We start from the raw sequence: 24,527 nt of genomic DNA on the forward strand, positions 1-24,527 counted from the left end.
TTAGACCACCTTCACTTTCATGTATACTTTTTCAATTGCATCCACTGGCTGTACCTTGATATCCACAAACAGCACATCGCCTTCTGTACCCGGTGTCACCACAATATCCTCGTTCGCATTGAAATTCTGAATCGCCCCTATGTTCTGCAAGGAAGCAAAATACGCGGCACATTCCGCCCAGAACAGCGTTCGGCCATCCACATTGTTGTCTACCTTCCCGATATAAGACTTCTCAAAAATCAGCTTCAGGTCATTTGCAATGCCATCCAGCACGCGGACCACTCGGTTTTTGGAAAAATGGCGCTGTTTCGCCGGTTCAATCGAAGTAAAGCTGTTAATATCCTGCTCGACCACGGCTTTGCCGCCGCTGTAGCTGAACAGGAACTCGCCCTTCGTGAGAGCCGCTTCAATCTCCGTATGGCTCAGGCGAACATCGGTATCCATCGCTTCGTCGTACGCTGCATACGTGAGCGATTCGTTAACAGCTGCCGCAGCCGTAGCACCAGTAACCCAAGCAACGGCTTTTACTTTATCTACAACGGTCCCGTCGGTGAGAACAACACCATTTTTCACGCTAATGATGCCTTCATAATCCGCAGCAGGGTAATCAGACAATACAGCTTGCACCTTCTTGCCTTCTGACTCGCGAAGACGCTTGACAAAGGCGGTATACAGGGACTTGAGCGTTGGATCTCCAGACAACAGACCTACGGTCTGGAAGTCTTGGACCTCGAGCGCAGCAAGAAAATCCACATGCTCTTGATTGGTCACGGTGCCGTTGGCGCCGCCTATCAGAGCGAATCCTGCCGTTGCCGCCAAATCGCCGGTATCCGGTGCAAAGGTCACATACAGGTTCGGTTGCAGTTCTGCTGCACCAGCGACAAGCTGCTTGTCCACGGCTTTGCCGCCGAGCAGGGTGCTGACCACGAACTTGCCGGGATCATCCACGGCGTTCTCAACGACAATCTGGATGTCATTTCCGCGTTCGCCGCCATAACGTGCGGTTACCTTGAGCCCGGCAACGGCACCCGCTGCCTGGACACCGCTATTCAAGCGGTACAGCAGAAGAGTACCTGCACGCTTGAGCACTTCTTTTACCGCAAGCAGCTGCAGCGCTGTGATATCATAACCCAGCACCTCGACCAGATTAGTACCTGGTTGAATGGTTAGAATTTTGTTCGACTCCCCCCATGGAAGGGAGAGACCCAGTGCCGCAATCCCCCTCTCACCAACACGCCCGATCGGCTGCTCCTGCGATGAGATTTGGGTGTATACGCCTGGTCTTACTTTGTTAGGTGTTGTCCATGTTCCTCCGGCCATTTAAATGACCTCCTTTTTCAAAAATGTAGTCATCTGGTCTTTCGCTTGCTGAACGGTGTACGCCTTGCCCTCTTCGAGAATGGCGCTCAGCACATCCTTCTCGCGATTACTGAATTGATTGGATTGTGCCAGCTGATGTTTGTTGAACGTCGGTGCTGTTTCTTTTTTACTCATTTCAATCCGCCTCCCTGTTTCAATGTTTGCATCTTGGTTTCCGTTTCGACCTGATCGGTCGTCATCTGAATGACATACTCTGCGCGAAAATAACCTTCTCCCGCTGCCCCGTCACTCCCCGTTGGACGCTCCCACGCCACTGCCGATGCCCGGCATGGTCGGCCGCTGACATCCAGGGATGTCAGGCTTTCCAGCATCTCGTCGATGATGGTGGACACTGGCCTACCAGTAACCGGAATGTAATGGATCCTGAAACGAAAACGAGCCGTATATCGATGGGTCGATATCGGCTCGAACTCGGCTAGGGTTAGCTCGGTTTGGAAGTATGGGGTTGGTGGTTGTGGGTCGGCATCCTCTTTGGTGATGAGGGGGATGTCAGGGAAAGAGGTGGAGACTTTGGTTGTTAGGGCTTCGCTTATGTGTTGGGTGAGCATGCTGGTGCTCCTTTCATAAGTAAGCTGGGTGATTAAGTGTAAACTTATTAGTTTCATTTTTTACATATAATGAAACATACCACTAACGTAAAACTCAGCACTTCGTTCTACATGATAGTTCCCCTGACTGCACACCATACGCATCCGAAGTGTTAAAGGCTCATTTTTTGCAATCCTATGGGTCCGCCATTCCGTAAAATTTCTATTATAACTCAAATTCTCAATAACTCCGTTATCATTCGAACTAGAATTAGGTATGTTGCTATAGGTGGATAGCCCCATAAAATTGTTCTTTAAATCAATAAAAAAACCGGAAGAACGAAAATTATAATAGTTACTATAACCGAACGATAAAGTAATAAATGGATATGTGATACCAGTTGGATCCAGTACTTCTAAATAACACACAATTGGAATTTGAGGACTATAAGTCTCAGAGCAAGATGTACTTGAGCTACGAAAAGAAATAAATGAGAGCGAGTCTAAACTAGGAAGTGTAAAAAGGTTTTTAGTCATAGTAATGGGATTATTGTTATTGTAATAAGTTAACGACTCGTTGACTTCAAATAGACTTGGCAATGTTTTAAAATTCCCAATAACTCCAAAAACTGATGCACCTTGCTTTATATTTTCTGAAACTAGAGCAGGCTCAGCTTGCCTTAGTTGCGTCTGTGTTACCTTAATCTCGCCATCCCCAGCCCCTCCCTTTTGATAACCTCTTTCAGGATATACTGCCAAATCACCATTACCCCATTTTGATACCCCGGTAGCAGTTCGAATCCCAGTAAGGTGTTGCATCGTTCCATTTTTTAAAATCCCATCATCATAACCTGAATATCCGGTAAGTAAATATTGCGGATCCAAGTGTGCATCAGATGTATTTACAACTGCAGGGATCCCATCCACACCAAAAATATTAGTACCAGCACGAATATTCTCTGATAAGAGATCCGGATCATGAGCTTGTATTGTTATCCTTGAATTAGGCGGGTAATACCCGCTATCTACATCCACATAGGTATCAACATATGCATCGCCATCTGGATTCGACCATAGTCCAGCTTTAAACTGATTTCCTTTCTTTTGCATTGTTCCTTCTATTAATCCTTCCTCACCTGGAAACGTCTTACCAAACAGCACATCTCCTGCAGTGGCTGTTCCTACCTCACCTCCTTCACCCTGTAAAATAAAAGCCTGACCATCATATACCAATGTGTAGACGCCATCTTGCTTAAAACCGGCAGAACTACCGCTTGTTCTAAGCACTGGCTTGGCTCCCAAACCATTAACATTGAGCATTGGGGCTCCGGTGCTTGCAATGTTGATCTTTACGGTAACCCGAATCCCAGCTGTAAGACTCGCCGGGGCAGGCATTAGATTAACCTCATATTCGTTCGCTTTGGACTGAGTTGTTACTCCGTATCCGCCTGTTCTCCCCACCGCCTCATCAACCTTATCCCAGTTCTCATTCAGCATCGTCTCGATGTTAAAGGTCTCATTGCCATCCACCATCGGGTCTTTCTTCAACAATCCTAAATTCGGTGTGTTACTGGACAACTCAAACACCTCCTGCAAATTTGTTTAACGGCGTCTGCCCCAGCTCGCCCAAAGTCATCACGTCATGAATATCGCGTATGAGCAAATAGTTGAACGCATACGCCACCGCCAGATGCGCTGGCTTGATCTCCTCGATCGCTGCCTTCAGATCCTCCAGGTTCGGCGGGATGCCGAGCGTATCCACGAATTTAACCGTGAAGCCCCATTCCTCGGGCTGGAAGGATACCTCGACCGTGCCGCCGTCGTAAGCCTCCGCCACATTTTTCACGAGCGCCCCTGAGAAGGTTCCTGCTCCGCGCAGCTTGGACTCCAATACCGCCCGGCGCTGCTCGATCGGCTTGTTTCGGTCGGTTGGAATGCCCAGCTCCATTTCCCAGCGTGCCAGCCCCCAGGTGGCTGTACGGACAAAAAACTGGTCTGCCGCTGAATTCAGCGCTTGATATAGCGCGTCCAGCTCGCTGCCCTTGGCATCCAAATCGGATAACATGACGCGCGAGGTCTCGTAATAGGCCGGAAGATAAGAAAACAGCTCGCGACCGCGCAAGCTGTTCATTCGGACATTATTCACTTACGCTCACCGTCCCCAGCACCGCTACCTGACCGGAGCCAATTTCAATATTTTGTTGCTCGCTGTGGCCGTTAATCGTCAAATCCGAGTAGTCCACGATAATCGGAATATCCAGCAGTACAGCGGCAATTCTCGTGTAACGAACCAACGGATCTTTCCTGTTAAAAGCAATCTGCTGTAAATATGAACGAACACCGTCCTCAATCAGCTTACGGATTTCATCCATCGTCGAGGGCTGCTCCTGCGTGCGCTGCACTTTGACGGAAATATTTATCGCTACTTCCGCTGCGGGCATCACCGTGATAACCGGCCCAGCCGGGGCAACGCCTTCCCCCTGCCCATCCTGGGACGGGTCAATGTGCTGTTGAACGGCACCCACGATATCCTGGCTTGCCGCACGCTTGTCCGTATCCAGAAGATACAGCCCGACCGTACCAGGCCCTTTCCACAGCGGCGCCACTTCCACACCGCCAACACCCGCAATTTCATTGGCCCACAGCATATACTGCGCTTTGTTGCCGCTGGTCCCCTGACTGCGAACCTTGGCGTAAAAACGCTCCAGCAGCGACTGGTCGCTTTCGGTATCCGTCCCGCTCCGTGTGGGTTCCGGGTTGGTAACCGATGTTACGCCGCTGACCGACGTCATCATAAGCTGAATAACGCCTGCCGGAACATTCCCGCTGCTGCCCGGTGTAACGGCTCGAATCGGCGCCGTGCCGGTACCCAAGTCACCCAGCGTAACGCCGGATATCGTCACATATTCCACCGAGGACTCCCCGGAACCTTCATCGGCCGGTGTTGCTACATAAGTTCCGGCAGGCACCGTTGTCCTCGGTTTTCCCGTAAACACAACACTACCGGACGAAGCGACCGCTTCTCGTCTCGTGATCCCATGTTCTGCTGTCCTCAGATCGAGTTCGGCTGACCGGATCTCCGGACGATCACTTGCCACGGTGCTTGCAAAGCCGCGCCGCAGCAGCTCCTGCGCCCACAAGGCCGCCTCGGACAGCATAAATGCCACCGGTGCCTGCGCATCCCAGATAAAAGAGCCCTCCGACTTGTCGATGTCCGAAGGCACTTGATTCAGCATGCGGTTCATAATATTTTCTTCCGTCTGATCCAACAAATACAACGGCAAGTCTGCCATCAGATCACCACGCTTTCTATAATTTCCGTTTCATCCCGGACACTCGTAATACGGCAGCTGAAACGGCAAGCTTCTCCTTCCCAGGCAAAAAGAAACTGGTCCACGCTCTCCGTCCGCGCATCTGCCAGCAGCGTCTCGGTCACCATGCGCTGAATCTCACTTTCCAGCAAGGCACGGTCGTAGCCTTTGCCGACCAGCTCCTCTAGCTCGCTGCCGTAATCCCGCGTATAGATCAGATGACGGTAACGCGGCGTACGAATCGCTTTTTCACACCAGATGACCCAGGCTTCCTTCTCGTCCGCAACCGGAATCTTCCGGGTGGGTGTCATAATAAACTCGCCAGCTTCAAAATCATACCGCCAGCTCCGTCCAAAAACAGCCCCGTCTCCCTCCAGCACCTCCGGATCCGTGGCATCACTCCAGATCATGTCATCACTTTCCGGAAATAAATTAGCCACCGCTGCTCACCACCTTACACACGACCACCACGTCATTGCCGCTGTTGACCCGAACGGCGAGCACACGATCCCCCGGCTTCAAGCCTTTTCCCAATTGAAAAAGGGTGTCTTCCATTTCATGCTCTTCCACATCGAACGTCATATCCTGCTGCTGGCCCCCCAGATTGGCGCTGCCAGCAGCCGTATAAGGGGGTAAGGACAACAAGCCCGGCAGCTCCGCCACCATATAGTCTTGCAGCTCATGCTTAAAATCATCCAGCTTGAGTCCTGTCGAGGTTATCGTGCCAAGCACGGCCCCCACGCCGCCCACGGCTTGACGAGTTTGCTTGTTTAATGAGGCATACAGGGAGGACGCCAGTTGTCCATAGGGGTCTTTATTCAAGGTAAAACCTCCTTTTTACATCGTCGTAACTCCCCAGCTCCAGCATCATGTTACCGGGGCTGCCCAGCTCTCGACTGACGGAAATGACGAGCAGCCTCATCGAACCGAGCATCACCGCATCACCGGCGCGAATCGTATTGATGTCGGGTGCATTGAGGGAAATGGTCTCCCGAATTCCTCTCAATTTATTTCGAGCCAGCTGGCGGGCAGCCGCAGGCGACTTCACTTCATCATCTTGAATAATGGCCTGGAGCTGGCCATATTTAGCGATATCTTTTTCCTCAATCGCCATCACCTTGGACGGAACCTCTTGTCCCGTCTCACTTGCGGCCGTTGCCAGCACCTTGACCTTGGTCGCCGCACCCTCCAGTGTCCGCGATTGCGTGGTATCGGTTAAAGCCTCCAGGATATACACATCTCGATTCGTTCCAAGCTCATACAGCTCCAGCCCGGAAGAGATCATCCTCGGGTGGTACAGCTTGCCGCCGGCTTTGGCCGTTTCCCGCAGATCAGCGAACATACTTGCGTAAATCGACTGCGTGCGGTAAACGGAACGTCCCAGCTGCTTCTCGGTATCCGGCAAAACCGCAATTTTCAGGTTCCAGTCGGCTGCGTACTTTTTGAACCGCTGGGTGGCCGTCTGCTTCGCCGGGAACAGGTACTCATCCTCTGATTTGTCCAAATATACCGTACGGTCGTACAGCGTGAGGGTCATTCGCTTCACCCCGTTATTCGAGGTTTCCACTTCCCACACGACAGCCGGGTGCAGCAGGGGGACATAATCCTTCTTGCCGTAAGGAATTCCGCTGATACGGATTGCCATTCCCGGCGAGATCGGCGGCATATCCGGCGTTACGACCAGATTGACGGTCCCCTGATAGGCAACTTGTTCAAGCGAATCCCGCAGATGGATAGCTTCTACTAAGGGAGATAAATCGTACTGATCCTGCAAAATCACCTTGTAACTCATGACAACACCAGCTTCTGTCCAGGCTTGATGGCGTTCGGATCTTTACCGATCATCTTCTGGTTCAGCTTGTAGATCTGGTTCCATTTTGAGCTGTCCCCGAGCTCCAGCTTGGCGATTTTGGAGAGTGAGTCCCCTGACTTCACAATGTAGGTTTTGTTCTTTTCCTTCATGTCTGCCCGAGGCTTTTTATTCGCTCCCGCTGCCCCGCTGCTGCCCGCTGTTTTGGCTACCTTCATATCGCTCCAGGTCCGAAGCGTGATATCAAAATACACATCCCCGACCTCGCCGCCACGGAACGTGGACTGATGGGAAGCAACATACACCGGCACATTCACCGCCGTCTCGGTAATGACGAACTGCAGCGGCGTTTTATACGCCAGAAACTCGTTAAGTTTATTCATCGCGGTTTGGGGTTTAATATGATCCTTCTTATCCCCCTTGCAGAATGCTGCATCATACTCTTGCGGGAAAAATGAAGAAAACGAAATCTCCTTGATCCGATTGCCCTGGGGAAAATCAAACTCTCCATAGTTAAGAATCGTGGCCGTTTCCAGGCCCTTTTGCCGTGAAATGGTCACCTCTTCGGGATTAACCGGGAATATGAACGTCATGCCCTTTCCATTCTTCAAAAGAAACTCCACCTTGGGCCCCTCCTTTCTGTATGGATGCGTTCCGCCCCTTTCATGCCTGTCATTATCGATTATCCTCAATAGGCCATAGGGGTCGGCTTCCGGTTCTGCGCCGCCTTGCTGAATTCGGCTCTCAGCCTCTGCCCAATCAGAAGGATCAAGCCTTCGACATCGACAGGGTGTTCCTCATGAACCGTAACCTGCACCGCACCTGGAGGAAGATTGTAGTTGACGGTTGTCTCCGTTTTGAAGTCCATCAGCAAGCCGGATATGGTGCTCATCTGGTCCGGACTAATCTGAACGGACTGCGGGGACGTTGGCTTCCCGGCAAAAGCCTGGTTCTGGGCAGCACTTGCAGGCGGCCCAAAAGTACTCATGCTTGCAGCATGACTAGGCGGCACATAGGAACCATACATCGGATTCAGAGCTGGGTTCGGCAGCAGCGGCTTGTTGAAATCAGCCGGCGCTGGTTTCGGAATGATGGGAGCAGGAAGAGCAGCCACGTTGGAATTAGGAGGCGGCGACTTTGGAGCCTCCTTCGGCTTGACTGCTTCCTCGTCTTTTTTTCCAAAGGAAAACGTCTTGGAGAACCATGCCGATACCTTCTCCTTGCTTTCATTAAACTGTTCGCTGATGCCCGTAATGGCACCGCCTACCTTCTCGCCAACAAAACTTCCAACGGTGCCGCCGAGCGTCGATCCAATCAAGGTCCCTGCAACCGGGATCACGGAGCCGACTATTCCGCCAATTGTGCTTCCAATGCCGCCGCCAACGGCAGAGCCCATGGCTTGATTGCGCTCTTTCCCTGGTTTAGCGGTAGCGATTGCGGCCGCATCGGCTATATATCCTAACGGACCAAGGGCCCGTTTACCAAGACCCTTCATTAAACCGGAGGAAATGCCGCTTGCTCCTATGCCTTTCGTGATATTTGAGGCTGGACTATTTGTGGCGGGAACCATGTTTGCAACGGGACTGCCGCTGCCCACATCTTTTGCCAAATGTGAGGCGGCATTTCCACCTGCATCTTTAGAGCTTGGAACAATACCACTGTCTCCACCGCCAAAAAGTGCGCTTCCGCTTTTAATCAGATCTCTTCCTCCGCCAAGAATGCCTGCCCCTGCATTTCCTACGGTTTCCATTAAGTCGCCAGCCGCAGCAATCGTTCTCCAAGTTCTCCCTTTCCTCTGCCTCTTCCCTCGTTCTGTTCTGGATTCGGTAGTGGTATCCGAATTAGAGTTTCCTTTGTTCGCGTCTGTCGGTTGATTTCCAAGCCAGGCATCGCCGATCTTTCTCGTTTTGTCCGGCAACTCGCCAAAACTTTTTACCCCGCCGCCCAATGTTTTAGTAGCGCTAAAGAGATCCACCACCTTATCTAACTGGGATTTCGGCTTTTGCCCACCAGATCCGCCCCCACCTCCAAATTGAAGTGACCCAAGCGCAGCCGTAAGCTGATTCACCGCAACCGTATTTCCTTGCAGTGCCTTTATCACGGGAGAAAAATCAAGCCCTGATGCCCGTAGATCCATCTTTACACCCGTATCGATCTGCTTCTGCACGTTCAGCTTCACATTGGCCGAGGCCTGGATCACCTGCGACTTCACCCGCTGCATCTTGGCAAGCAGGTTATCCAGCCCTTTCGAGGCGCTGTCCTTCAGCACGATTTCAGGCGCCATGCGGGTGCGCCCGATTCGCATGACGCGTCCCTGGATCCGCTCGAAATAACGCTCCATCGCCCGCAGCTCGCGGTTGGCCTTGATCACGTTTTTCGGATCGATGACCAGATTCATGCGGTAGTTCATGGCTTCAGCCATTTCATTTCACCTCCTGTTCACTTCAAGCTCTGACCAGCCATGCCCTCCATCTCCTCCTGGGAGAAGGCAAGCAGCAGCAGCCGCTCGCCTCGCGGCAGCAGCCAAAAATCTCCGGGACGAAGGTGATGCCGGACCCACAGATGATACAGCATCGTTGTCATTCCCCCGGAGCCGATCAGTTTTTTAGGTCAGCAATCTCGACCCCGAAGCCGGACAGTTCCAGCACCTTATCGCCTACGGCATCCAGTTCACCCGCCAGCAGCATGCGGCGGACCGCCTGCTCTCCGCCCGACAGCTTCAAGCGGCTGGTAATCCGGGAATCACCCCAGCCGCTAAGCGTCAGACCCTTTACGGACAAGCTGCTGGTGGCCTCGGAGATCAGCAATGCATTAAAAGTCTCCGTATCCACCTTCTCGTCCACCGCGCCTTTGATCGTCCGGCGGACTGTGCAGCGCTCGCGGATGCTGTCCACTTTACTAGAGGTCAAGCCTTGCAGTACCATCTGCATATCCAGCCGCTTAATGCGTACGGTTTCCTCCGGCAGCTTCTCCGCCGCCTCAAAAAGACCATCCAAAATTTGCTCTTCGCTCATGTTCTCGTTTAAACTCATGCGTCTATCTCCTTTATGAATCAAGTAATCAAATCAAATCGGTGCCCTCAATGGGGCTGCTGCGCGAGCCAATGTCTGTTCCGATGAAGGATTGAAGGGTACAGTAGTGTACAACTGCTAATAATCCCCTACCTTCAAACGCATGAGGAAATGGGCAGAACGAATCCGTACATGCAGCCACTCCCTCTATGCTTAACTTCAGCTGTCATAACCAACATAGCATTCATCAAAATCATCCAGCGGCTAGCCACCGGCTCCCATCGGTAGGAACCCTACTCTTAAAGCGGACCCAGCAGACGCTATTTCGAATAAATGGGTTGTTTTTAGAAACTGAACGGATCCACGATCCGCTATTTGCGCGAAAACACAATAAAAGTGCCAATAATAGAACCAATAGCGCATCTCATGTCCGCTAAATCTAAAATTATGGCAATATCCCAAGACATAACGGAACCAGAGTCCGCTACTCAAAAGACACAAATAGAAGTACACCCGTAAAGGGGACACGCTGCACTCTGAGAAGCCATTGGCGTCCTAAAACGAACAACCCCCGACTTTACATCCTGCACACATCAAGTCTATCCCTCTTAATCCCCCTGAATCGGATCCAGCAGCTCATACCCCTCGAAGGTGAAGGAAGTTTCTTCCTGCACTTCCTCACCCGCTGTCCAGTTGGCCAGCTGGATTTTGTCCGGCATGCAGCGGATCAGGCGAACGCGCTCATGACCGTAGGATTCGGGATCATCCAGCTTGGAGATGATATCGAATTTGGTGAAGCCGCGGGAGATCATATCGGAGGTGACCTTGTAGCCGGTCATCGTGCCTGTCCCTTTTTTGCTGCCGTTCTTGTGCACCGTCCAGTCGTTGCCGACCAGCTTCAGCTCGCGCTTCTCCAATTCCACGCTGGCTTCCAGCTTGTTAATATGCGTCTGCCATACCCCGTCAATATACGCCTGGCCGTATGTCCCCATAATGACTCTTGAAGCATCCAACATGTTAAGTTCCTCCTCGAATGGTTAGGTTTTAATCAAACAAAGCCCTCTTCGGGCAGTTCGTGGTATCATAAATACGCTGATCGGGCGTCCCATTTATTGCACGTAGAATGTTCCAAACAGCTGCTCCATCACGTCGGTCAGCTTCACGTTCCACTGCAGGAAGACCTGATCGGGTTCCGGCGTGTTCACGACGGAATCGCCATAATAGGACGGATCGAGAATGACGTCATAGCCATCAGGCTCAATGACATTGCTGAGCGACAACGAAGCGAGATATTCCTTCACGGCGCCAATCAATGCGAGTCGGCCTTCCTCCGTGTTGTTTACCTTGCCGATGTAGGTTTGTTCGGCAGCCAGCTGCAAATCCGCATGGATCGCATCCATGACGCGGATCGAACGGATTTTTTTCCAGGCATTGTTTTGAACTTCTGCCGGACTCACCAGTGTGTTGATTCCGCGCAGCGCCTTTACCTGGCGTCCGTCATAGAAGAGCACGAACACACCGCTGCGTACGGCCAGCTCCTGCTCGGAGCGTGTCCAGCGCCGGGTCACATCCTCAAAAGGCGTTACCGCGTATGTAGCGGATTGATTCAAGCGTTGGCCGGCAATGAGCCCGGCTACATAAGCAGCGGTTTGGGCGGAACTGTAGTTCACGCCGGACAGACGCACGCCCGAACCGACATTGATAATCCCTTCGTGGTTCAATGCAAGCGAACGATCTGCCGCCAGTTTTGCTGCATCCTTGGAGGTGTCGTCCGCAGCGCTCCCTCCGAACACCGCCAGCACGCCGCGTCCCTCTTGGCGGAGGCGCTTCACCCAAGCGGCAAAGCTTTGCAGCAGAGCCATATCGGCCGCATAATCCAGTGCCAGCACGTTGAACTCCTGACCTTCGACCGCATCCTGCATCTCGATGTAATCCGCGTTGGTCAGGCTGCCGTTGCCGCTCTTGCCTCCGGACAGCATGGCACCGCTCACATCGGCGGGAATACCGGCAGCATCCAGCGCTGCAGCCGTTACCCAGAGATTCGCGTCATCCGCATTGATCTGAGCCGCAATCGAAGCGGCTGAACCGTCTTCACTTGTGTAAGAACCCAGCAGCTTGGCGCCTTCATAGAGGCGAAGTTCCCGGGCTGCCGGATCAATCAGCGACGGCTGAACGCTGACCGAGAAGCCGTTGCCCCGGCTGCCCGGGTATTTAGCCGTGAGCTTCAGCACATCGGATGGCGTGGCCTCCGCATTTTGAAGCGTAACAGTTGCCGCGGCTGCTGTGTTATCTGCCAGGCGATAAGCCAGCAGCTTCTTCGGACCGCCGAGCAAGGCCAGGTAAAGCGTCTCGTAGGCCGTTGCCCCGTCCTGGTTATCCACAGAATACAGGTCGGCAATCGCAGACTCGCTTCCGATTTCTACGAATTCGCGCACCGGTCCCCAATTGGCCTTGACCGGCACAACGACCGTACCTCGGGCTCCGCCCTGGATCGCCGAAGCGGCCGCCGCCTTGAAATTCATATACAACCCCGGCAATACCGGTTTATTTGTACTTTCCCATGTTCCACCCGCCATGATTAGACCACCTTCGCTTTCATAAATTGTTGGATTTTTTCTTTGACCTCGGCTACCGTGAACAACGCTCCGTCAATTCCATACATGGCGCCTGCGAGCACTTCCGTCCGAACCTCGAACAATTCCTTGGCGTGTGCTTTAAGCTCTGCAAGTGCATATCGCGGAGCGCTGCTGCTCTGGGCTTCCGCCTTGTTTGTTTTTTTCACAGCCATTGTGGCCACCTCACTTTAAAATAGGTTGAATGTTAACGCGCCTGATCAAGGCTGCTTCTTCCGGTGAACGCAGCTTCCGCTGCGCCAGGGTCAGCTTCAGCTGTCCGTCGAGAATGGGATCGGCTTGCATATCGCTCGCAATCTCAACCACCGATGCATAGCGGCGGTTCTGTGAATCCAGCAGCAGCTGAACCTGGGTGCCCAGCTCCTCCACAAGCCTTACAGTGGTGAGTTGCTCGCTTCCGGAATCCAGAGCGGCGATGTGCCCGGTGAAGGTTTTGCGGACCTCAACCATCGAAGCACCCGCCATTCGGGTCTCACAACCCGTCATCCGCCATAACATGGCGCAATCGTCCCGCCCTGCCGGCCATGCCGTGTGGTAGATGCTCCAGGAATTGCCCAGCACATCTCCCGTCCAGGCTGCCAGCGCACTCAGCCATTCGTCAGGCTGTCCGGTGAAACCGGCTCCTGAAAGCTCCGGCACATAGACACCGAATCGCATGATTCGGATCATTTTGCCTGTGGATGGATCGAACTTGTCGGCTTCCGGCACACCCAAATAATGCAGCTTGAAGCTGTTCCCATCTGCTCCGGTAACCCGCTTGCGGTGAAGTCCCGGAATTAATTGATTCGCCCAGCGATCCAGCTGCAGCAATTCGGTAGGATTCGCATACAGCTTCAAGCGAACCACCTGCCGGTACCCCGCCCATGAGGATTTCCATACGTCCTCACCGAGCGTGATGGCCGCAAAAAGAGGCTCAACGGCCCCATCCGGAGGGTATACATCATACACGCGGCCTTCAAGCTCCGGAATGATGCCTACAACGGCCTGCCTGACCGCCCCTCTCATTCCGCAGATTGCCGGACGGCTTCCGCTCGTTCATCGGACAGGCAGCTTGTCACTACGATCACATTGTGCAACACGGCCCCTCCTTTCTGTTCATATAGGGATCGAAAATGAAGCAATCGAAACTCATCCGAAAGCAAAAAACCGGTCCTCTACAAGGCCGGCCTACATCTACACGATGCGTGTTCGGTATGCTCTTTTGCTTCATTCCCGATAATACAATCTTACACCCCTAAATCGGATACGCTGACGTATCGTTGGACGGTTAAAGCGGAACTTAAAGTGGATTGTCGGCGGAAAAAAGTAAGAACGTTTGTTCGTATTTATTGTATAATCCACAACCTCCTTTGAGTTCTAACATCATGGTAAACTGCACACATCTTGAAACAAAAAAACCGAAGCGCCTATTAGAGGTCTCCGGTTATCGTTTGCCTGGATCCATTAGCTGAGCGTGTATCAGCTCAAACTTCCATGTGCTTTTCTAGCTGGGCATGTACCAGCTTTAAACTTCCATATGCTGTTCTAGCTGGACATGTATCAGCTCAGCTCCGTGTGCTTTTCATGGCTTTTTCCAACTCGTTCAGTTTCAGCAATCCCCTGTCCGCCAAGGCCAAGGCCAGTTTATAGAACGCCCGGGTGCGGATCTTCGTATACGTATCCTTGCTGACCGGCGGTTCGAGGATATGGTTGTACACCTTGTAATCAAATACGTCGTCATGCTTCATATACCGTTCCCGGATCAGGAGCTGTTCCCGCTCGCCAAGCCGTTCCACAATCGATTCGATGGTCTCGCAATACTGCTTCCTCGCCGCTGGAACATCTACATTATATATAGCGACCTTCGCCGTTTGATCCGAGGTTACGTTGGTTGGCCCATGGAACCGTTCCGTGTAGGAAGCGGTGACGCTTACCTCTCTTACTTCGAATGTAATGGTTTTATAGATACGATATTTCTCGAATATCGCCTCAACGGCATGCTGGGTTTTTCTGCGATCTAATTCCGGTAAAAATGGATTCATTTTAAAACACTCCCTTTTGAATGTCATTTTCAAAGTTTAATTTGCCATTTGGCAGAAGGTGGTCTCATTCTTACGTTCGTATATTGTTCGTATTTTTTCATTAATATACCACTATTTGGAGAGAGACGTAAACCATCAAAAGGGTGAACTTTTCACGAAAATAGGGATCATAACTCTCGTTTTCTTGCCTTTTGGCAATAATCCTCTCTTTTATTTTACCTGTTGGCAAAGATTGTGAATGTGTTTATACTAGGGGTAGATGTCTCAGATGGACTATGGTGAGGAGTGGCCGGAACGTGGATCACATATTTGGAACATACTTGAAAGAGATCAGGGAGGACAAAGGCTGGAGCATCAATCAGCTGGCACACGCCGCTGACATCAGCGGATCACAGATCTCCCGTATCGAGAACGGGCTGCGGGGCATACCCAAGCCGCAAACCTTGCGCAAGATTGCCGATGCACTTGAAATCCCCTACGAAGAGCTAATGAATAAAGCAGGCTATCTGCCGACGGATGCCGCACATCAAGATGAAATATCGGCTCCCGCTTGGGCAACCTCCAGGGATAAACGGGATTTTAAGAAAATGCTTGAGGATGACGGAGAGCTGATGTTTGATGGCGTCCCTCTGAATGAAGAGGACAAGCAGCGCATCAAGGACGTGCTGACCGGACTGTTCTGGGAAGCCAAACAGATGAACAAACGCAAGAAATAATCTACTAATCTACATAATAAGGAGCTACATACCGATTACTACGATTCAACCAATACCAATATTGCAGGTGAACCGGCATGGATGATCAATTACAACCCGTAATCCGCCAGCTGATCAAAAAACATCATACCAACTGCCCTTTTGAAATTGCGGCTTCGCTGGGCATACATATTCGATTTGCAGATTTAGGCCAGACGACCAAAGGGCTGTATTTCCGTAAATTAAGACGGAGATTCATCGTCATTCATAATCAGCTGCCACCACCTTGGCAGCGCTTTGTGTGCGCCCATGAGCTGGGACATGATCGTCTCCATAAGGGAATCAGCCGTTTTTTTCTGGAGGAGCATTCCTATTTCAGCCCCGGCAAACTGGAGCGGCAGGCCAACCGTTTTGCCATCGCCCTGTTGACGGCCAATCTGGCCCCGGGACCGGGAGAATCCTTGCACGAATTCTATCTACGGGCTGGCATCCCACAGGAAATGCTATATTTTTTTAGACTTTAATCGAACATACGTTCTGAATATGTATATCCATATGCCAAAGCTCTAAACAAACTTGAAATCAGACCCTAAAAAGTGACGCGAATGATTTCATTTGCACCGGTGGTTGTGTTCATACTTTCCTTACATAAAAAGAAATAGACCGTCCTTTGGTCAGGATAGCGGTCTATTTCTGATCGGATTTCCCATAGCAAGGCCGCCCTTATAGCGGTACCTTGTATCCCGGGATCGTGTTAGCCCACGGTCCCTCTTACATTCTAAACACATTAGAACGGAGATGATGCACGAATGCCACGCATCGCCTGAAATACGCTGCTGTCCCTTACTTATCCAGGTGGGACATGTAGTCAAACGCCGTTGTGCCGTACACATTCTTGAAATGCCGGTTCAGATGGGCAAGGTCCGTGAAGCCACACTGGGTAACAGCCTGATAGACATCCCTGCTGTCCTCGATCAGATGTTTGGCGCGCTCCACTTTGCAGTTCAGATAGTACTGATAAGGCGAGAGCCCCGTATTCGCTTTAAAGGAACGGATGAACTGATACTTCGACATCCCGAACTCCCCGCTTAATTCGTCCAGCCTTAGAACATGGTCCAGGTGACCCTGCATCAATTCTTTTGCCTTCCGGGTAAAGATGGTGTCCCTCCTGCCGTCCGGGTTCAGAATATGCTCGTTAAAATGTCCCGCCAAACCCAGCAGCAGCTCGCTGCTCATTGCCTCCGGTTGACCGGTGAAAATCGACTTTGTCACGTCCAGGATGCTTTGCCGAAGTCCGGCATGATACACAACCGGGGACTGAAAACGGACAATATCCTTCTTCTCGATCAATTCCAGGAACAGCTCAGGATGGATGTAGATCATGACATAGTCGATACCCGTCCGTTCCTGCGACCAGCCATCATGATTCTGCTCTGGATGGAACAGCATCACCCCGCTTTGGTAGGAAGCCTGCTGACTGCCATCCAGCGAGTATTTCTGAATGCCGCGCAGGGTTACGCCAAGGGCATACTCCTCGTGGTAATGTTTTTTGTATTTAAAATCAGTCAGGCTCGCGGACAGCGCCGTAATGCCTACCGCTTTTTTATAGATAAACTGCTCCATCTTTCCATCACCCCTTTATGAGCTCCGGTATGCCAGATACGACGATAGCCGAATACAGCAGAAACAAAGCCAGAATCGTGTTGGTCGTTCTCCGATATTTTTGCATAATTCCTTGAAAAAGGCTACCGCACACCGCCCAGGTCATGTACGCAGACAGCCCGATTAGTGATACCGCAACAACAAACGCAGAGATGACAGGGCCTGCCGTATAATATGGCATGACATAACTTGGAATGACCGTGAGGGTGAACAGCACCACCTTCGGATTGAGAAACTGCATAAGAAAACCGGATGTGAAGGATGTCGTTTGGTTACCGGACGACTTGGATACATCCATGGTATACACTTGATACGCAAGATACAGCATAAACAGGCAGCCCGCAATTCGCAGCACCGGCAGAATGAAAGGCATGCTGGACGTCAGCAATTGACCTAACACAACCGAAGCGACAATTAATAGGAAAAAGGCAATCGATGCTCCGGCAATGTAGCGCAGCGTCTTTTTCATGCCGGAATTTTGAACAGAGGCCAAGATGACGATATTCGCTGGCCCCGGCGAGAACGCCACAATGACACAGTAAATAAAAAACGACGAAAGGTTCATGATGATAGCTCCTTACAAAGGAATTTCCTTTGCCATTATAGAGCCGGTTGCGCTGCGGGGCATAGTACATTATTGCAGCAGAACAAGAGCCGCACCAAGCACTTGGCACAGCTCTTCTCTAAGAATCCTATATGGTTGACGCACTTAGTTGCCGGACTGATGAATCCTTGGCTGTTCCTGCGCATGCGCGCTGCCTGACAAATTCAGCAGCACTACACCCGCAATTATAAGCAGGATGGAGAAGACCTTCAATCCATTGATCTGCTCCGCAAAAAACATATATCCGATAAGCGTAATAATAAGAATGCCAAGACCTGACCAAATCGCATATGCCACCGAGATTTCAATCTGCTTCAGACTCAGCGTCAGAAAGCTCAGGCTGCAGATGTAGAATACAACCAGCAGAACGCTGGGCAGCGGTTTGCTGAACCCTTCCGACAGTTTCATATTCAGGGTACCCGCCACCTCAAACACAATCGCCAAACCTAAATACAACCAATGCATAATCTTACGACCCCTCCCGTTTATCCGCGGCGATGCCAAACAGTAATATGTCCATGATGGACTCCAGCAGTTCTCCCAGCGGCAATTGATGCTTAACCGTCGCTCTCGAGTCATAAATCTGATGAAGCGACCCGAGGTACAGATCAATGAACACCGGCAGATGGATTCTCTTTAGACTTCCTTCCGCCATCCCCTGCTCCATCAGCTCGCTGACAATACCCCATTCTTCTCTGAAAAAGGTGTCCAGCTTCTCCCATTGCGGATAATGCGACCGTTTCAAATCCGGCAGCATCCCCAAATCCATCTTCTCCATCTCCTGAGGCAGACAGATCAGAATTTGGCGAAGCTTCTCCGGAATGGTAAGCTCCTCATCCGCTGCAATGTCACGTTCCTGTTCCTGGATATGCCGGATCATTCCATCAATGATATGTTCAACAATCTCTTCCTTGGAAGAGAAATGCTCATAAATCGTCCGTTTGCTGATGGCAAGTTCTCGGGCCAGGTCACTAACGGTGAAGGTGAAGCCCTGCCGCTGAATCAATCGCATCGTTTCATTCAATATTCGCTCACGCAAGTGAATACTCCCCCACTTCCGGTACTGCAAATACTATATCAGTACCAACAGTATTATAACGCCAAACTCGGCATTAAATCCAGACATCCTTACAAAAATATGACGTATGGCCTTTTTCCACACTCAGGTATAGCCTTGAAATCCCACCAAAAAAAGATATCCCAAAAGGTCCATAAAGACCCTTCAGGATATCCCCGGCTTAGTTGCTGCAAAATGAATTCTTCTTAATCAAAGCGCACATCGCCAATCCCGAACCACGGAAAATACCCGGCTGCCACATAAGCGCAGCAGGCTGCGGCCGCCAGCAAGCCGATCACCAGCAGATCATACCGCGAATAACGTGACGGATAATAATACGTCCGGGCCTTCACCTGGTCCCCGTTAAACTGCTTCGCTTCCATTGCCGCAGCCACCCGGTGTGCCCGGCGGATGCTCTGCGCCAGCAGCGGCACCACGTACATCCCCGCACGGTTGACCATGTTACGCACGCCCCGAATCGGGCGAACTCCCCTTACTTTCAAGGCTTGACGGCGAATCACAAACTCCTCCCACACCATGGGCAGAAGCCGTATCGAAGCCATGAAGCTGTACGCATACTTGGGCGCAAGCCGCAGCTTCTGCATCAGGCTGTAGAATAAATCCACGGAGGACGTTGTCGTTACAAGGAGCAGTCCCTCCGAGGCAAAAGCAATCCCCTTAAACCCCAGATGCAGTCCCCGGTAGAAGCTTTCTTCCGATACCCGGAACAACCCCCACTCCCACCAGAGAGTCTCCCCTTTGCCGAACAGCATCATGGAAGAGGACGAAGATATAAAGGCAAGCAGAAACGGAATGAAGAAGAGTAGCATCTTCCACGGTTTAACCCCACTCAGCACCACCAGACAGACCATAAATACCAGTGCCTGATACATCATGAAATCCAGATCATGGGTCAGCACCGTCATGAAAAAGAGGGCAAAAATAAGGCCGAGCTTCACCACCGGATTGGCCCGGTGCAGCCAGGTGATCCGTACAGGGTTCCATATATTCATGAATTCACCCCCGTGAGGTGAGCTGCGCTTGCGGAGGAGGGATCGTAGGATTCTCCGGCCCGGTTCAATCCATCATCCTCCTGCCGGGATTCCGCTCCGGTACACAAGCGGGGGGAAGCCATGCTCGAGGTCAGCTGACCTTCGCGAATTTCCCATATATGCGTGGCGACCCGCTGCGCAATCTCCATCTCATGGGTCACCATGAGAATGGCGGTTCCCGTACGGCGCAGCCGCTCGCACATCTCCAGAATCGCAAACGTATTCCGCGCGTCCTGACCGAAGGTCGGCTCATCCAGGAGCAGAACTTCCGGCTGTCTGGCCATCGCAGTGGCAACGCTTAAGCGCCGCTTCTGACCGGTTGACAGCTGATAGGGATGCCTGTTCTCCATTCCGCTTAGTCCGAAGCGTTCGAGACAGCGATCGGCTTGGGCCTTCGCTTCCTCCGCAGGCATGTTATCCACCAGCAAGGAGTAAACAACCTCGTCGCCAATACGCTCCGTCAGAAACTGAAGCTCCGGATTCTGAAACACGAATCCGATTTGACGGAGCTGCTGCTCTCTCTTCTTCCGCACCTTTCTCGCCTTGCCTTGCACAACCTCTTCCCCGCAGAGCACGTAGGTCCCTTGCGCGCGCAGCAGTCCCATCAGACTGAGAAGAAACGAGCTTTTCCCCGCTCCGTTCGGCCCTACCACCGCAATAAATTCTGCCCGATAAACTTCTGCCGAAGGGAGAGAAATCACAGGTTTATCCCATCTCAGTCCCTTAAAATCCTCTAAACGGATCACAGGCTCCCCATCTAAAGGGTAAGGCAGGGCAGCCTCGTGCAGGAGATTCCCCAGATCTTCGCCATAGGCATCAACCGGAGCAAACAATTCCCGGCCGGCCCGGGTCTGAGCATAATCTTCCCACACGCCGGGATACCAGATTCCATAGGATTTAAGCTCGCACTCATACTTAGCAAATACTGCCGCCGGCGGTCCATCGCCCAGAATAACGCCATCCGGACTGAACAGAACGACACGATCCACGTATTTCGCCATCTCTTCGATCCGGTGCTCGACGATGATCAGTGTACGTCCTTCCGATACGGATTTCACCGCATCCCAGATCTGCTCCCGTCCTTCCGGGTCAAGCAGTGCGGACGGCTCGTCAAGGAACAGCACCTCCGGCTCCAGCAGCAGGGCGGAAGCCAGCGCCAGCCTCTGCTTCATCCCTTGCGACAGATGGCCGATCGGCAGATGAAGCTCCTCCAAATTCAGCCCCACCTCATGCAGCGCCGCTTGCATCCGTTCCTTCATCTCGTCTCGGGGAATACTCAGATTCTCCAGTACAAAGGCCAGCTCCTCATCCACATACGGCATGCAAAACTGCGTATCCGGGTCTTGAAATACGTATCCCCAGGAGCGCGGGACAATCTGTGCCTCACACTTCATCGGCACCTCCGTAGCGCGGGGAATCATTCCGCTAAGCACCTGGAGCAGCGTGGATTTGCCGCATCCGCTCGGACCAAGCAGCAGCACCTTTTCCCCGCGGGCTGCCGAGAACGAGAGATCTTTGAACATCAGCCTCTCTTCCCCGGGATACTTCAAGCGCAGTCCCTCCACCTGCACAGCCTGCTCCTGTTGAACCTCAGCGGACTGAGCCGGAAATAGGCTTACCGTGGCATTAGACATGGCGCGCATCATCCAGCGCTTCGTAATCCTTCTTCGATGCGGGACGCAGCAGAGACGTTACGCCTGTGCGATCCAGCGCCTTGGCCAAGAGCAGCATTAACAGACCTGCAATAACTGCACCGCTGATTACCCGCATACCGTATTTGGCCAGGAACATCCATGTCTGCAGATCATCCGTATAGCTGTAATAAAAGTCCATCATCATCGAACCGATGGCCGCTCCGGCCCCGGCAATCACCAAGGTCCACGCTGAGGTACTCCGATAGCGGAACGCCGCGAATACCAACTCTGCCCCCAGTCCTTGAATCAAGCCATATAACAATAGAGTCAATCCCCAGCCGCTGCCAAACAGCACCTCCACGTGGGCCGCAGCCACTTCCGCGATGATGGCCACGCCCGGCTTGCGAATTAACAAATAAGCCAGCGTAGCTGCCGCAAACCACATGCCGTAGAGCAGCTCATCCGCTTCAAAAAACAACGGTTTAAAAAGATTATAGACCGACCCCCAGAAGTGATAAATCACGCCAAACACAAGCGATACCAGCACCGTCACCAAAATATCGCTTAACCGCAGCCCTCTTCTGGGCTGAACCCCCAACTTCTCTTGCATTGATGTTCCCATAACAACCTGTACCCCTCTCCACCGCTATTTTTGTGTAAACACAACAAAAAACCGTCTGGAAAAACGCGCAGACGGAAAAATAGGCCCTATGTAGGCAGGGTCGGATATTCTCTACGCTGGCATTACCCAGTTCAGATTAACGGTCAACAGCGGATAATAGCTGCAATCTCAGCCTGATTCACTCAAGCCCCCGTATTCCCTATTCGGTTTTATGTTAATTTTAAAATACAGGTCCGCTCCAGAATTTGCAAGAACCTTTTTTCAAATATGGCTATTTATTGATTTCCATCTCATTCTATGTCAATATCAAAGTGATTGGCTTTTCCACCATCGTTATATTGCTTACACCTATGCACAAAGGAGAATGACATGGCTAAACAATTGCTGCGTCTGATGACTGAGCTCTCCTCCCGAAAATGGTTGTCCCGAATGATGGGGCATTGTTCCCACAACCGGCTGAGCCGTCATCTAATACCTGCATTTATACGAATCTATCAAATTCCGGCTCATGAAGCGGAGAAAGAGATCCACGAATACCGCTCATTGAACGAGTTCTTTTCCCGCCGGTTAAAAATAGGCCTGCGTGCCATCGATGACACCGTCGATGCCATGGTAAGCCCTGTCGATGCCACTATTTCAGCAATGTGCGCCATTCATGCCGGCACCATTCTGAGTGTCAAGGGACAGGATTACACCCTGAGCGAGCTGCTCGCGAAATCCCCGAGAATGGAAAACTATATAAACGGTTATGCATTCGTATTGTATTTAAGCCCAACAGATTATCACCGCATCCATTCACCCGTAACCGGTGTTCAGGCGGAAAGCGAGCATCTGAAGGGGAAGGTTTACCCCGTGAATGACTTTGCGATGACCCATATCCGAACTGTGCTGAGCCGCAATGAGCGTCTCATTACCTACATTGCCCATGAATTCGGAGAAGTTGCCGTGGTGAAGGTGGGCGCAATGAACGTGAGCAGCATCCGTTACGCCGATGAGAGCGTTAAGAAATGGCAGATCGGCGATGAACTCGCGTATTTTGAATTCGGCTCTACCGTTGTGCTTTTGACGGAGAACGGCACGTTTAGCCCTCGCGGCGACCTGGAGCCCGGCTCCAAAGTGAAAATGGGAGAATTACTCGGTTTGCTGCACCCCTCCACGGCCAAAAAAGGGTAATTCCTGCCGCCCCAGCGCACATGACAAGTTAAGGCATTCGATCATTAGCAGCATGAATGATTAACGTCTGCCCAGCATCCGATAAATCATCTGCTGAAACCACCGGTCCGGCAGCAATCCCTTAATCCATGCGGTTATACGCGTGCCTTGGGGCAGCTTATATCGGAATCTCGGTTTGGACATGGAGGCAATCCTTGCCACGAGCTTCGCCACCTCCAGCGGATTTCCGCTTCCCCTGGCTGTCCGCTCGGAATAGTCCAGCACACCCTTCAGCATGTCGCTGTAGGGTGACCCTTCCTTCACCTCTAATTCACCAAAGCTCTTATTCCAGATCGGTGTGCCATAAGCACCTGGCTGAACCAGCACAACGTGCATGCCGAAGGGCATAAGCTCCAGCGACAGGCTCTCCCCGAATCCTTCAATCGCAAATTTGGAGGAAGCATACGGTCCATAACCCGGGAAGCCGACCACGCCGCTGATGCTGCTCATGAGAATAATCTTGGAATTCTCGGTCCGGCGCATCAGCGGCAGCATGTGCTGTGTCACAGATACCGTTCCGAAGAAATTCGTCTCCATCTGTCTTCTCCACCCACTCAGCGGCACTTCCTCCACCATTCCGCCTACCGCTTCACCAGCATTGTTCACCAGCACATCCAATCGACCAAACCGCTGCTCCAAATGCAGGGCAACCGCCCGTACCTGCTCTTCATCGCATATATCCAATCGAACCCGATGAATTCGCTCTGCAACACCCGCCTGTTCCGCGCGGGTCATCAGCTCTTGAGCCGCCTCCGGTCTGCGATGCCCTGCAGCCACATCATATCCCGCTTGCGCCAGCTCCAGGCTGATAAGCAGCCCAAAGCCGCTGGAGGCCCCCGTCACCAATGCCACTTTTCCTGTCCCTGCAATCACCAACGGTTCACCACATATTCCGTACTTGCCACCAACAACGTCACTCCCATCACCTTTCTATTCCTTCAGAATACCTTACTAACAAACTTACTCCCTTTGGCCTCAGCCGAACAAACTTTATGTATATGCTTAATATATCAAATTTCCGTTGTATGAAAAGGTCTGGCACCCGAAGGTACACATAAGAAAAAAATACCTATCGCGTACTCTATATATACGAGAAAAAGGGAGCCGGTTAGCTCCCTTTGCGGTTCATCCTGAGAAAAGCATATATGAAATCGGGATTCAACATCACCCGTATGAAGGCCAAGGCTCATTAAAACCACACATCCTGATGATCCTGATTCGCTGTCTTCATGCGGCGCAAGCGATTTCTGAATATACCGCAGCCACCGCGGCTGAAGAAACGACCGCGCACCCGTC

The 24,527-nt window shown here is 51.8% G+C and carries 29 protein-coding genes and 1 riboswitch; of the genes, 3 read left to right on the plus strand and 26 right to left on the minus strand.

The features are described from left to right. The 18 genes from PGL02S_RS10710 to PGL02S_RS10785 all read right to left on the minus strand — a co-directional run bounded on the left by PGL02S_RS10710 (position 1) and on the right by PGL02S_RS10785 (position 14,693). On the minus strand, positions 1-1,320 hold the full coding sequence (locus PGL02S_RS10710) for a phage tail sheath family protein (RefSeq protein WP_036640746.1): 1,320 nt from the start codon (positions 1,318-1,320) through the stop codon (positions 1-3). Continuing rightward, positions 1,321-1,494, minus strand: coding sequence for a hypothetical protein (locus PGL02S_RS28135; RefSeq protein WP_006212531.1), 174 nt, complete (start codon positions 1,492-1,494; stop codon positions 1,321-1,323). After that, entirely contained in the window at positions 1,491-1,928 is a 438-nt protein-coding gene (locus PGL02S_RS10715; RefSeq protein WP_036640749.1) for a phage tail terminator family protein, read from the minus strand. Before PGL02S_RS10715 ends, PGL02S_RS28135 begins: the two co-directional genes overlap by 4 nt. Positions 1,929-1,988: 60 nt before the next feature. Beyond that, entirely contained in the window at positions 1,989-3,485 is a 1,497-nt protein-coding gene (locus tag PGL02S_RS10720) for a hypothetical protein (protein ID WP_051449367.1), read from the minus strand. Between the two features lies 1 nt (position 3,486). Further along, complete coding sequence (locus PGL02S_RS10725; RefSeq protein WP_081742879.1) at positions 3,487-4,038, minus strand: YmfQ family protein; 552 nt, start codon at positions 4,036-4,038, stop codon at positions 3,487-3,489. A 7-nt stretch (positions 4,039-4,045) separates the two neighbouring features. Beyond that, complete coding sequence (locus PGL02S_RS10730; protein ID WP_036644627.1) at positions 4,046-5,200, minus strand: baseplate J/gp47 family protein; 1,155 nt, start codon at positions 5,198-5,200, stop codon at positions 4,046-4,048. Beyond that, a complete protein-coding gene (locus tag PGL02S_RS10735; RefSeq protein WP_036644630.1) occupies positions 5,200-5,658 on the minus strand; it encodes a DUF2634 domain-containing protein in 459 nt (152 codons plus the stop codon). The genes PGL02S_RS10730 and PGL02S_RS10735 overlap by 1 nt, the downstream gene beginning before the upstream one ends. Then, a complete protein-coding gene (locus PGL02S_RS10740) occupies positions 5,651-6,040 on the minus strand; it encodes a hypothetical protein (protein WP_036644632.1) in 390 nt (129 codons plus the stop codon). Before PGL02S_RS10740 ends, PGL02S_RS10735 begins: the two co-directional genes overlap by 8 nt. Further along, positions 6,033-7,010: an XkdQ/YqbQ family protein gene (locus PGL02S_RS10745; protein WP_036644634.1), complete on the minus strand. Its 978-nt coding sequence runs from the start codon at positions 7,008-7,010 to the stop codon at positions 6,033-6,035. The genes PGL02S_RS10740 and PGL02S_RS10745 overlap by 8 nt, the downstream gene beginning before the upstream one ends. Next, on the minus strand, positions 7,007-7,651 hold the full coding sequence (locus PGL02S_RS10750) for a LysM peptidoglycan-binding domain-containing protein (protein ID WP_006212541.1): 645 nt from the start codon (positions 7,649-7,651) through the stop codon (positions 7,007-7,009). The genes PGL02S_RS10745 and PGL02S_RS10750 overlap by 4 nt, the downstream gene beginning before the upstream one ends. 65 nt (positions 7,652-7,716) lie before the next feature. Beyond that, entirely contained in the window at positions 7,717-9,450 is a 1,734-nt protein-coding gene (locus PGL02S_RS10755) for a hypothetical protein (RefSeq protein ID WP_036644636.1), read from the minus strand. Between the two features lie 17 nt (positions 9,451-9,467). Further along, positions 9,468-9,611 (minus strand): hypothetical protein, encoded by a 144-nt coding sequence (locus tag PGL02S_RS28140; protein ID WP_160164037.1) that lies wholly within the window; start codon positions 9,609-9,611, stop codon positions 9,468-9,470. A 14-nt stretch (positions 9,612-9,625) separates the two neighbouring features. Then, positions 9,626-10,060 carry a phage tail assembly chaperone gene (locus PGL02S_RS10760; RefSeq protein WP_006212544.1) on the minus strand — a complete coding sequence of 145 codons (435 nt, stop codon included), beginning with the start codon at positions 10,058-10,060 and terminating at the stop codon, positions 9,626-9,628. Between the two features lie 587 nt (positions 10,061-10,647). Then, a complete protein-coding gene (locus PGL02S_RS10765; RefSeq protein WP_006212545.1) occupies positions 10,648-11,055 on the minus strand; it encodes a phage tail tube protein in 408 nt (135 codons plus the stop codon). Between the two features lie 93 nt (positions 11,056-11,148). Further along, the gene (locus PGL02S_RS10770; protein ID WP_036644637.1) at positions 11,149-12,615 is read right to left on the minus strand and encodes a phage tail sheath family protein; all 1,467 of its coding nucleotides are present in this window, start codon (positions 12,613-12,615) and stop codon (positions 11,149-11,151) included. Positions 12,616-12,617: 2 nt separating this feature from the next. Then, the gene (locus tag PGL02S_RS10775; RefSeq protein ID WP_006212548.1) at positions 12,618-12,827 is read right to left on the minus strand and encodes a hypothetical protein; all 210 of its coding nucleotides are present in this window, start codon (positions 12,825-12,827) and stop codon (positions 12,618-12,620) included. Between the two features lie 10 nt (positions 12,828-12,837). Next, positions 12,838-13,677 (minus strand): hypothetical protein, encoded by an 840-nt coding sequence (locus tag PGL02S_RS10780; RefSeq protein WP_036644639.1) that lies wholly within the window; start codon positions 13,675-13,677, stop codon positions 12,838-12,840. 539 nt (positions 13,678-14,216) lie between these two features. Further along, positions 14,217-14,693: an ArpU family phage packaging/lysis transcriptional regulator gene (locus PGL02S_RS10785; RefSeq protein WP_006212550.1), complete on the minus strand. Its 477-nt coding sequence runs from the start codon at positions 14,691-14,693 to the stop codon at positions 14,217-14,219. 296 nt (positions 14,694-14,989) lie between these two features. Here PGL02S_RS10785 and PGL02S_RS10790 point away from each other — a divergent pair, with 296 nt between their 5' ends. Both PGL02S_RS10790 and PGL02S_RS10795 read left to right on the plus strand, forming a co-directional pair. Then, positions 14,990-15,409: a helix-turn-helix domain-containing protein gene (locus tag PGL02S_RS10790; RefSeq protein ID WP_006212551.1), complete on the plus strand. Its 420-nt coding sequence runs from the start codon at positions 14,990-14,992 to the stop codon at positions 15,407-15,409. A gap of 77 nt (positions 15,410-15,486) precedes the next feature. Beyond that, positions 15,487-15,912: an ImmA/IrrE family metallo-endopeptidase gene (locus tag PGL02S_RS10795; RefSeq protein ID WP_006212552.1), complete on the plus strand. Its 426-nt coding sequence runs from the start codon at positions 15,487-15,489 to the stop codon at positions 15,910-15,912. 319 nt (positions 15,913-16,231) lie between these two features. Here the strand turns inward: PGL02S_RS10795 and PGL02S_RS10800 are convergent, their stop codons facing one another. The 7 genes from PGL02S_RS10800 to PGL02S_RS10830 all read right to left on the minus strand — a co-directional run bounded on the left by PGL02S_RS10800 (position 16,232) and on the right by PGL02S_RS10830 (position 22,019). After that, entirely contained in the window at positions 16,232-17,011 is a 780-nt protein-coding gene (locus PGL02S_RS10800) for an AraC family transcriptional regulator (protein WP_006212553.1), read from the minus strand. 7 nt (positions 17,012-17,018) lie between these two features. After that, the gene (locus PGL02S_RS10805; RefSeq protein WP_036644642.1) at positions 17,019-17,615 is read right to left on the minus strand and encodes a LysE family translocator; all 597 of its coding nucleotides are present in this window, start codon (positions 17,613-17,615) and stop codon (positions 17,019-17,021) included. 144 nt (positions 17,616-17,759) lie between these two features. Continuing rightward, positions 17,760-18,119 (minus strand): DMT family transporter, encoded by a 360-nt coding sequence (locus tag PGL02S_RS10810; RefSeq protein ID WP_006212555.1) that lies wholly within the window; start codon positions 18,117-18,119, stop codon positions 17,760-17,762. A 4-nt stretch (positions 18,120-18,123) separates the two neighbouring features. After that, complete coding sequence (locus PGL02S_RS10815) at positions 18,124-18,693, minus strand: TetR/AcrR family transcriptional regulator (RefSeq protein WP_036644645.1); 570 nt, start codon at positions 18,691-18,693, stop codon at positions 18,124-18,126. Between the two features lie 224 nt (positions 18,694-18,917). After that, a complete protein-coding gene (locus PGL02S_RS10820) occupies positions 18,918-19,724 on the minus strand; it encodes an energy-coupling factor transporter transmembrane component T family protein (protein ID WP_036644647.1) in 807 nt (268 codons plus the stop codon). Continuing rightward, on the minus strand, positions 19,721-21,397 hold the full coding sequence (locus PGL02S_RS10825) for an ABC transporter ATP-binding protein (protein WP_081742877.1): 1,677 nt from the start codon (positions 21,395-21,397) through the stop codon (positions 19,721-19,723). The genes PGL02S_RS10820 and PGL02S_RS10825 overlap by 4 nt, the downstream gene beginning before the upstream one ends. Continuing rightward, complete coding sequence (locus PGL02S_RS10830; RefSeq protein WP_036644649.1) at positions 21,390-22,019, minus strand: ECF transporter S component; 630 nt, start codon at positions 22,017-22,019, stop codon at positions 21,390-21,392. The genes PGL02S_RS10825 and PGL02S_RS10830 overlap by 8 nt, the downstream gene beginning before the upstream one ends. 91 nt (positions 22,020-22,110) lie before the next feature. Further along, positions 22,111-22,223: riboswitch (TPP riboswitch) on the minus strand. A gap of 165 nt (positions 22,224-22,388) precedes the next feature. Here PGL02S_RS10830 and asd point away from each other — a divergent pair. Next, entirely contained in the window at positions 22,389-23,192 is an 804-nt protein-coding gene (asd, locus tag PGL02S_RS10835; protein ID WP_036644651.1) for an archaetidylserine decarboxylase, read from the plus strand. Between the two features lie 60 nt (positions 23,193-23,252). On the opposite strand, the gene PGL02S_RS10840 is transcribed toward asd, so the two are convergent. After that, entirely contained in the window at positions 23,253-24,104 is an 852-nt protein-coding gene (locus PGL02S_RS10840; RefSeq protein WP_036644654.1) for an SDR family oxidoreductase, read from the minus strand. Between the last annotated feature and the right edge of the window lie 423 nt (positions 24,105-24,527).

The organism is Paenibacillus glucanolyticus NBRC 15330 (genome assembly GCF_004000885.1).
GTDB lineage: Bacteria > Bacillota > Bacilli > Paenibacillales > Paenibacillaceae > Paenibacillus_AQ > Paenibacillus_AQ glucanolyticus.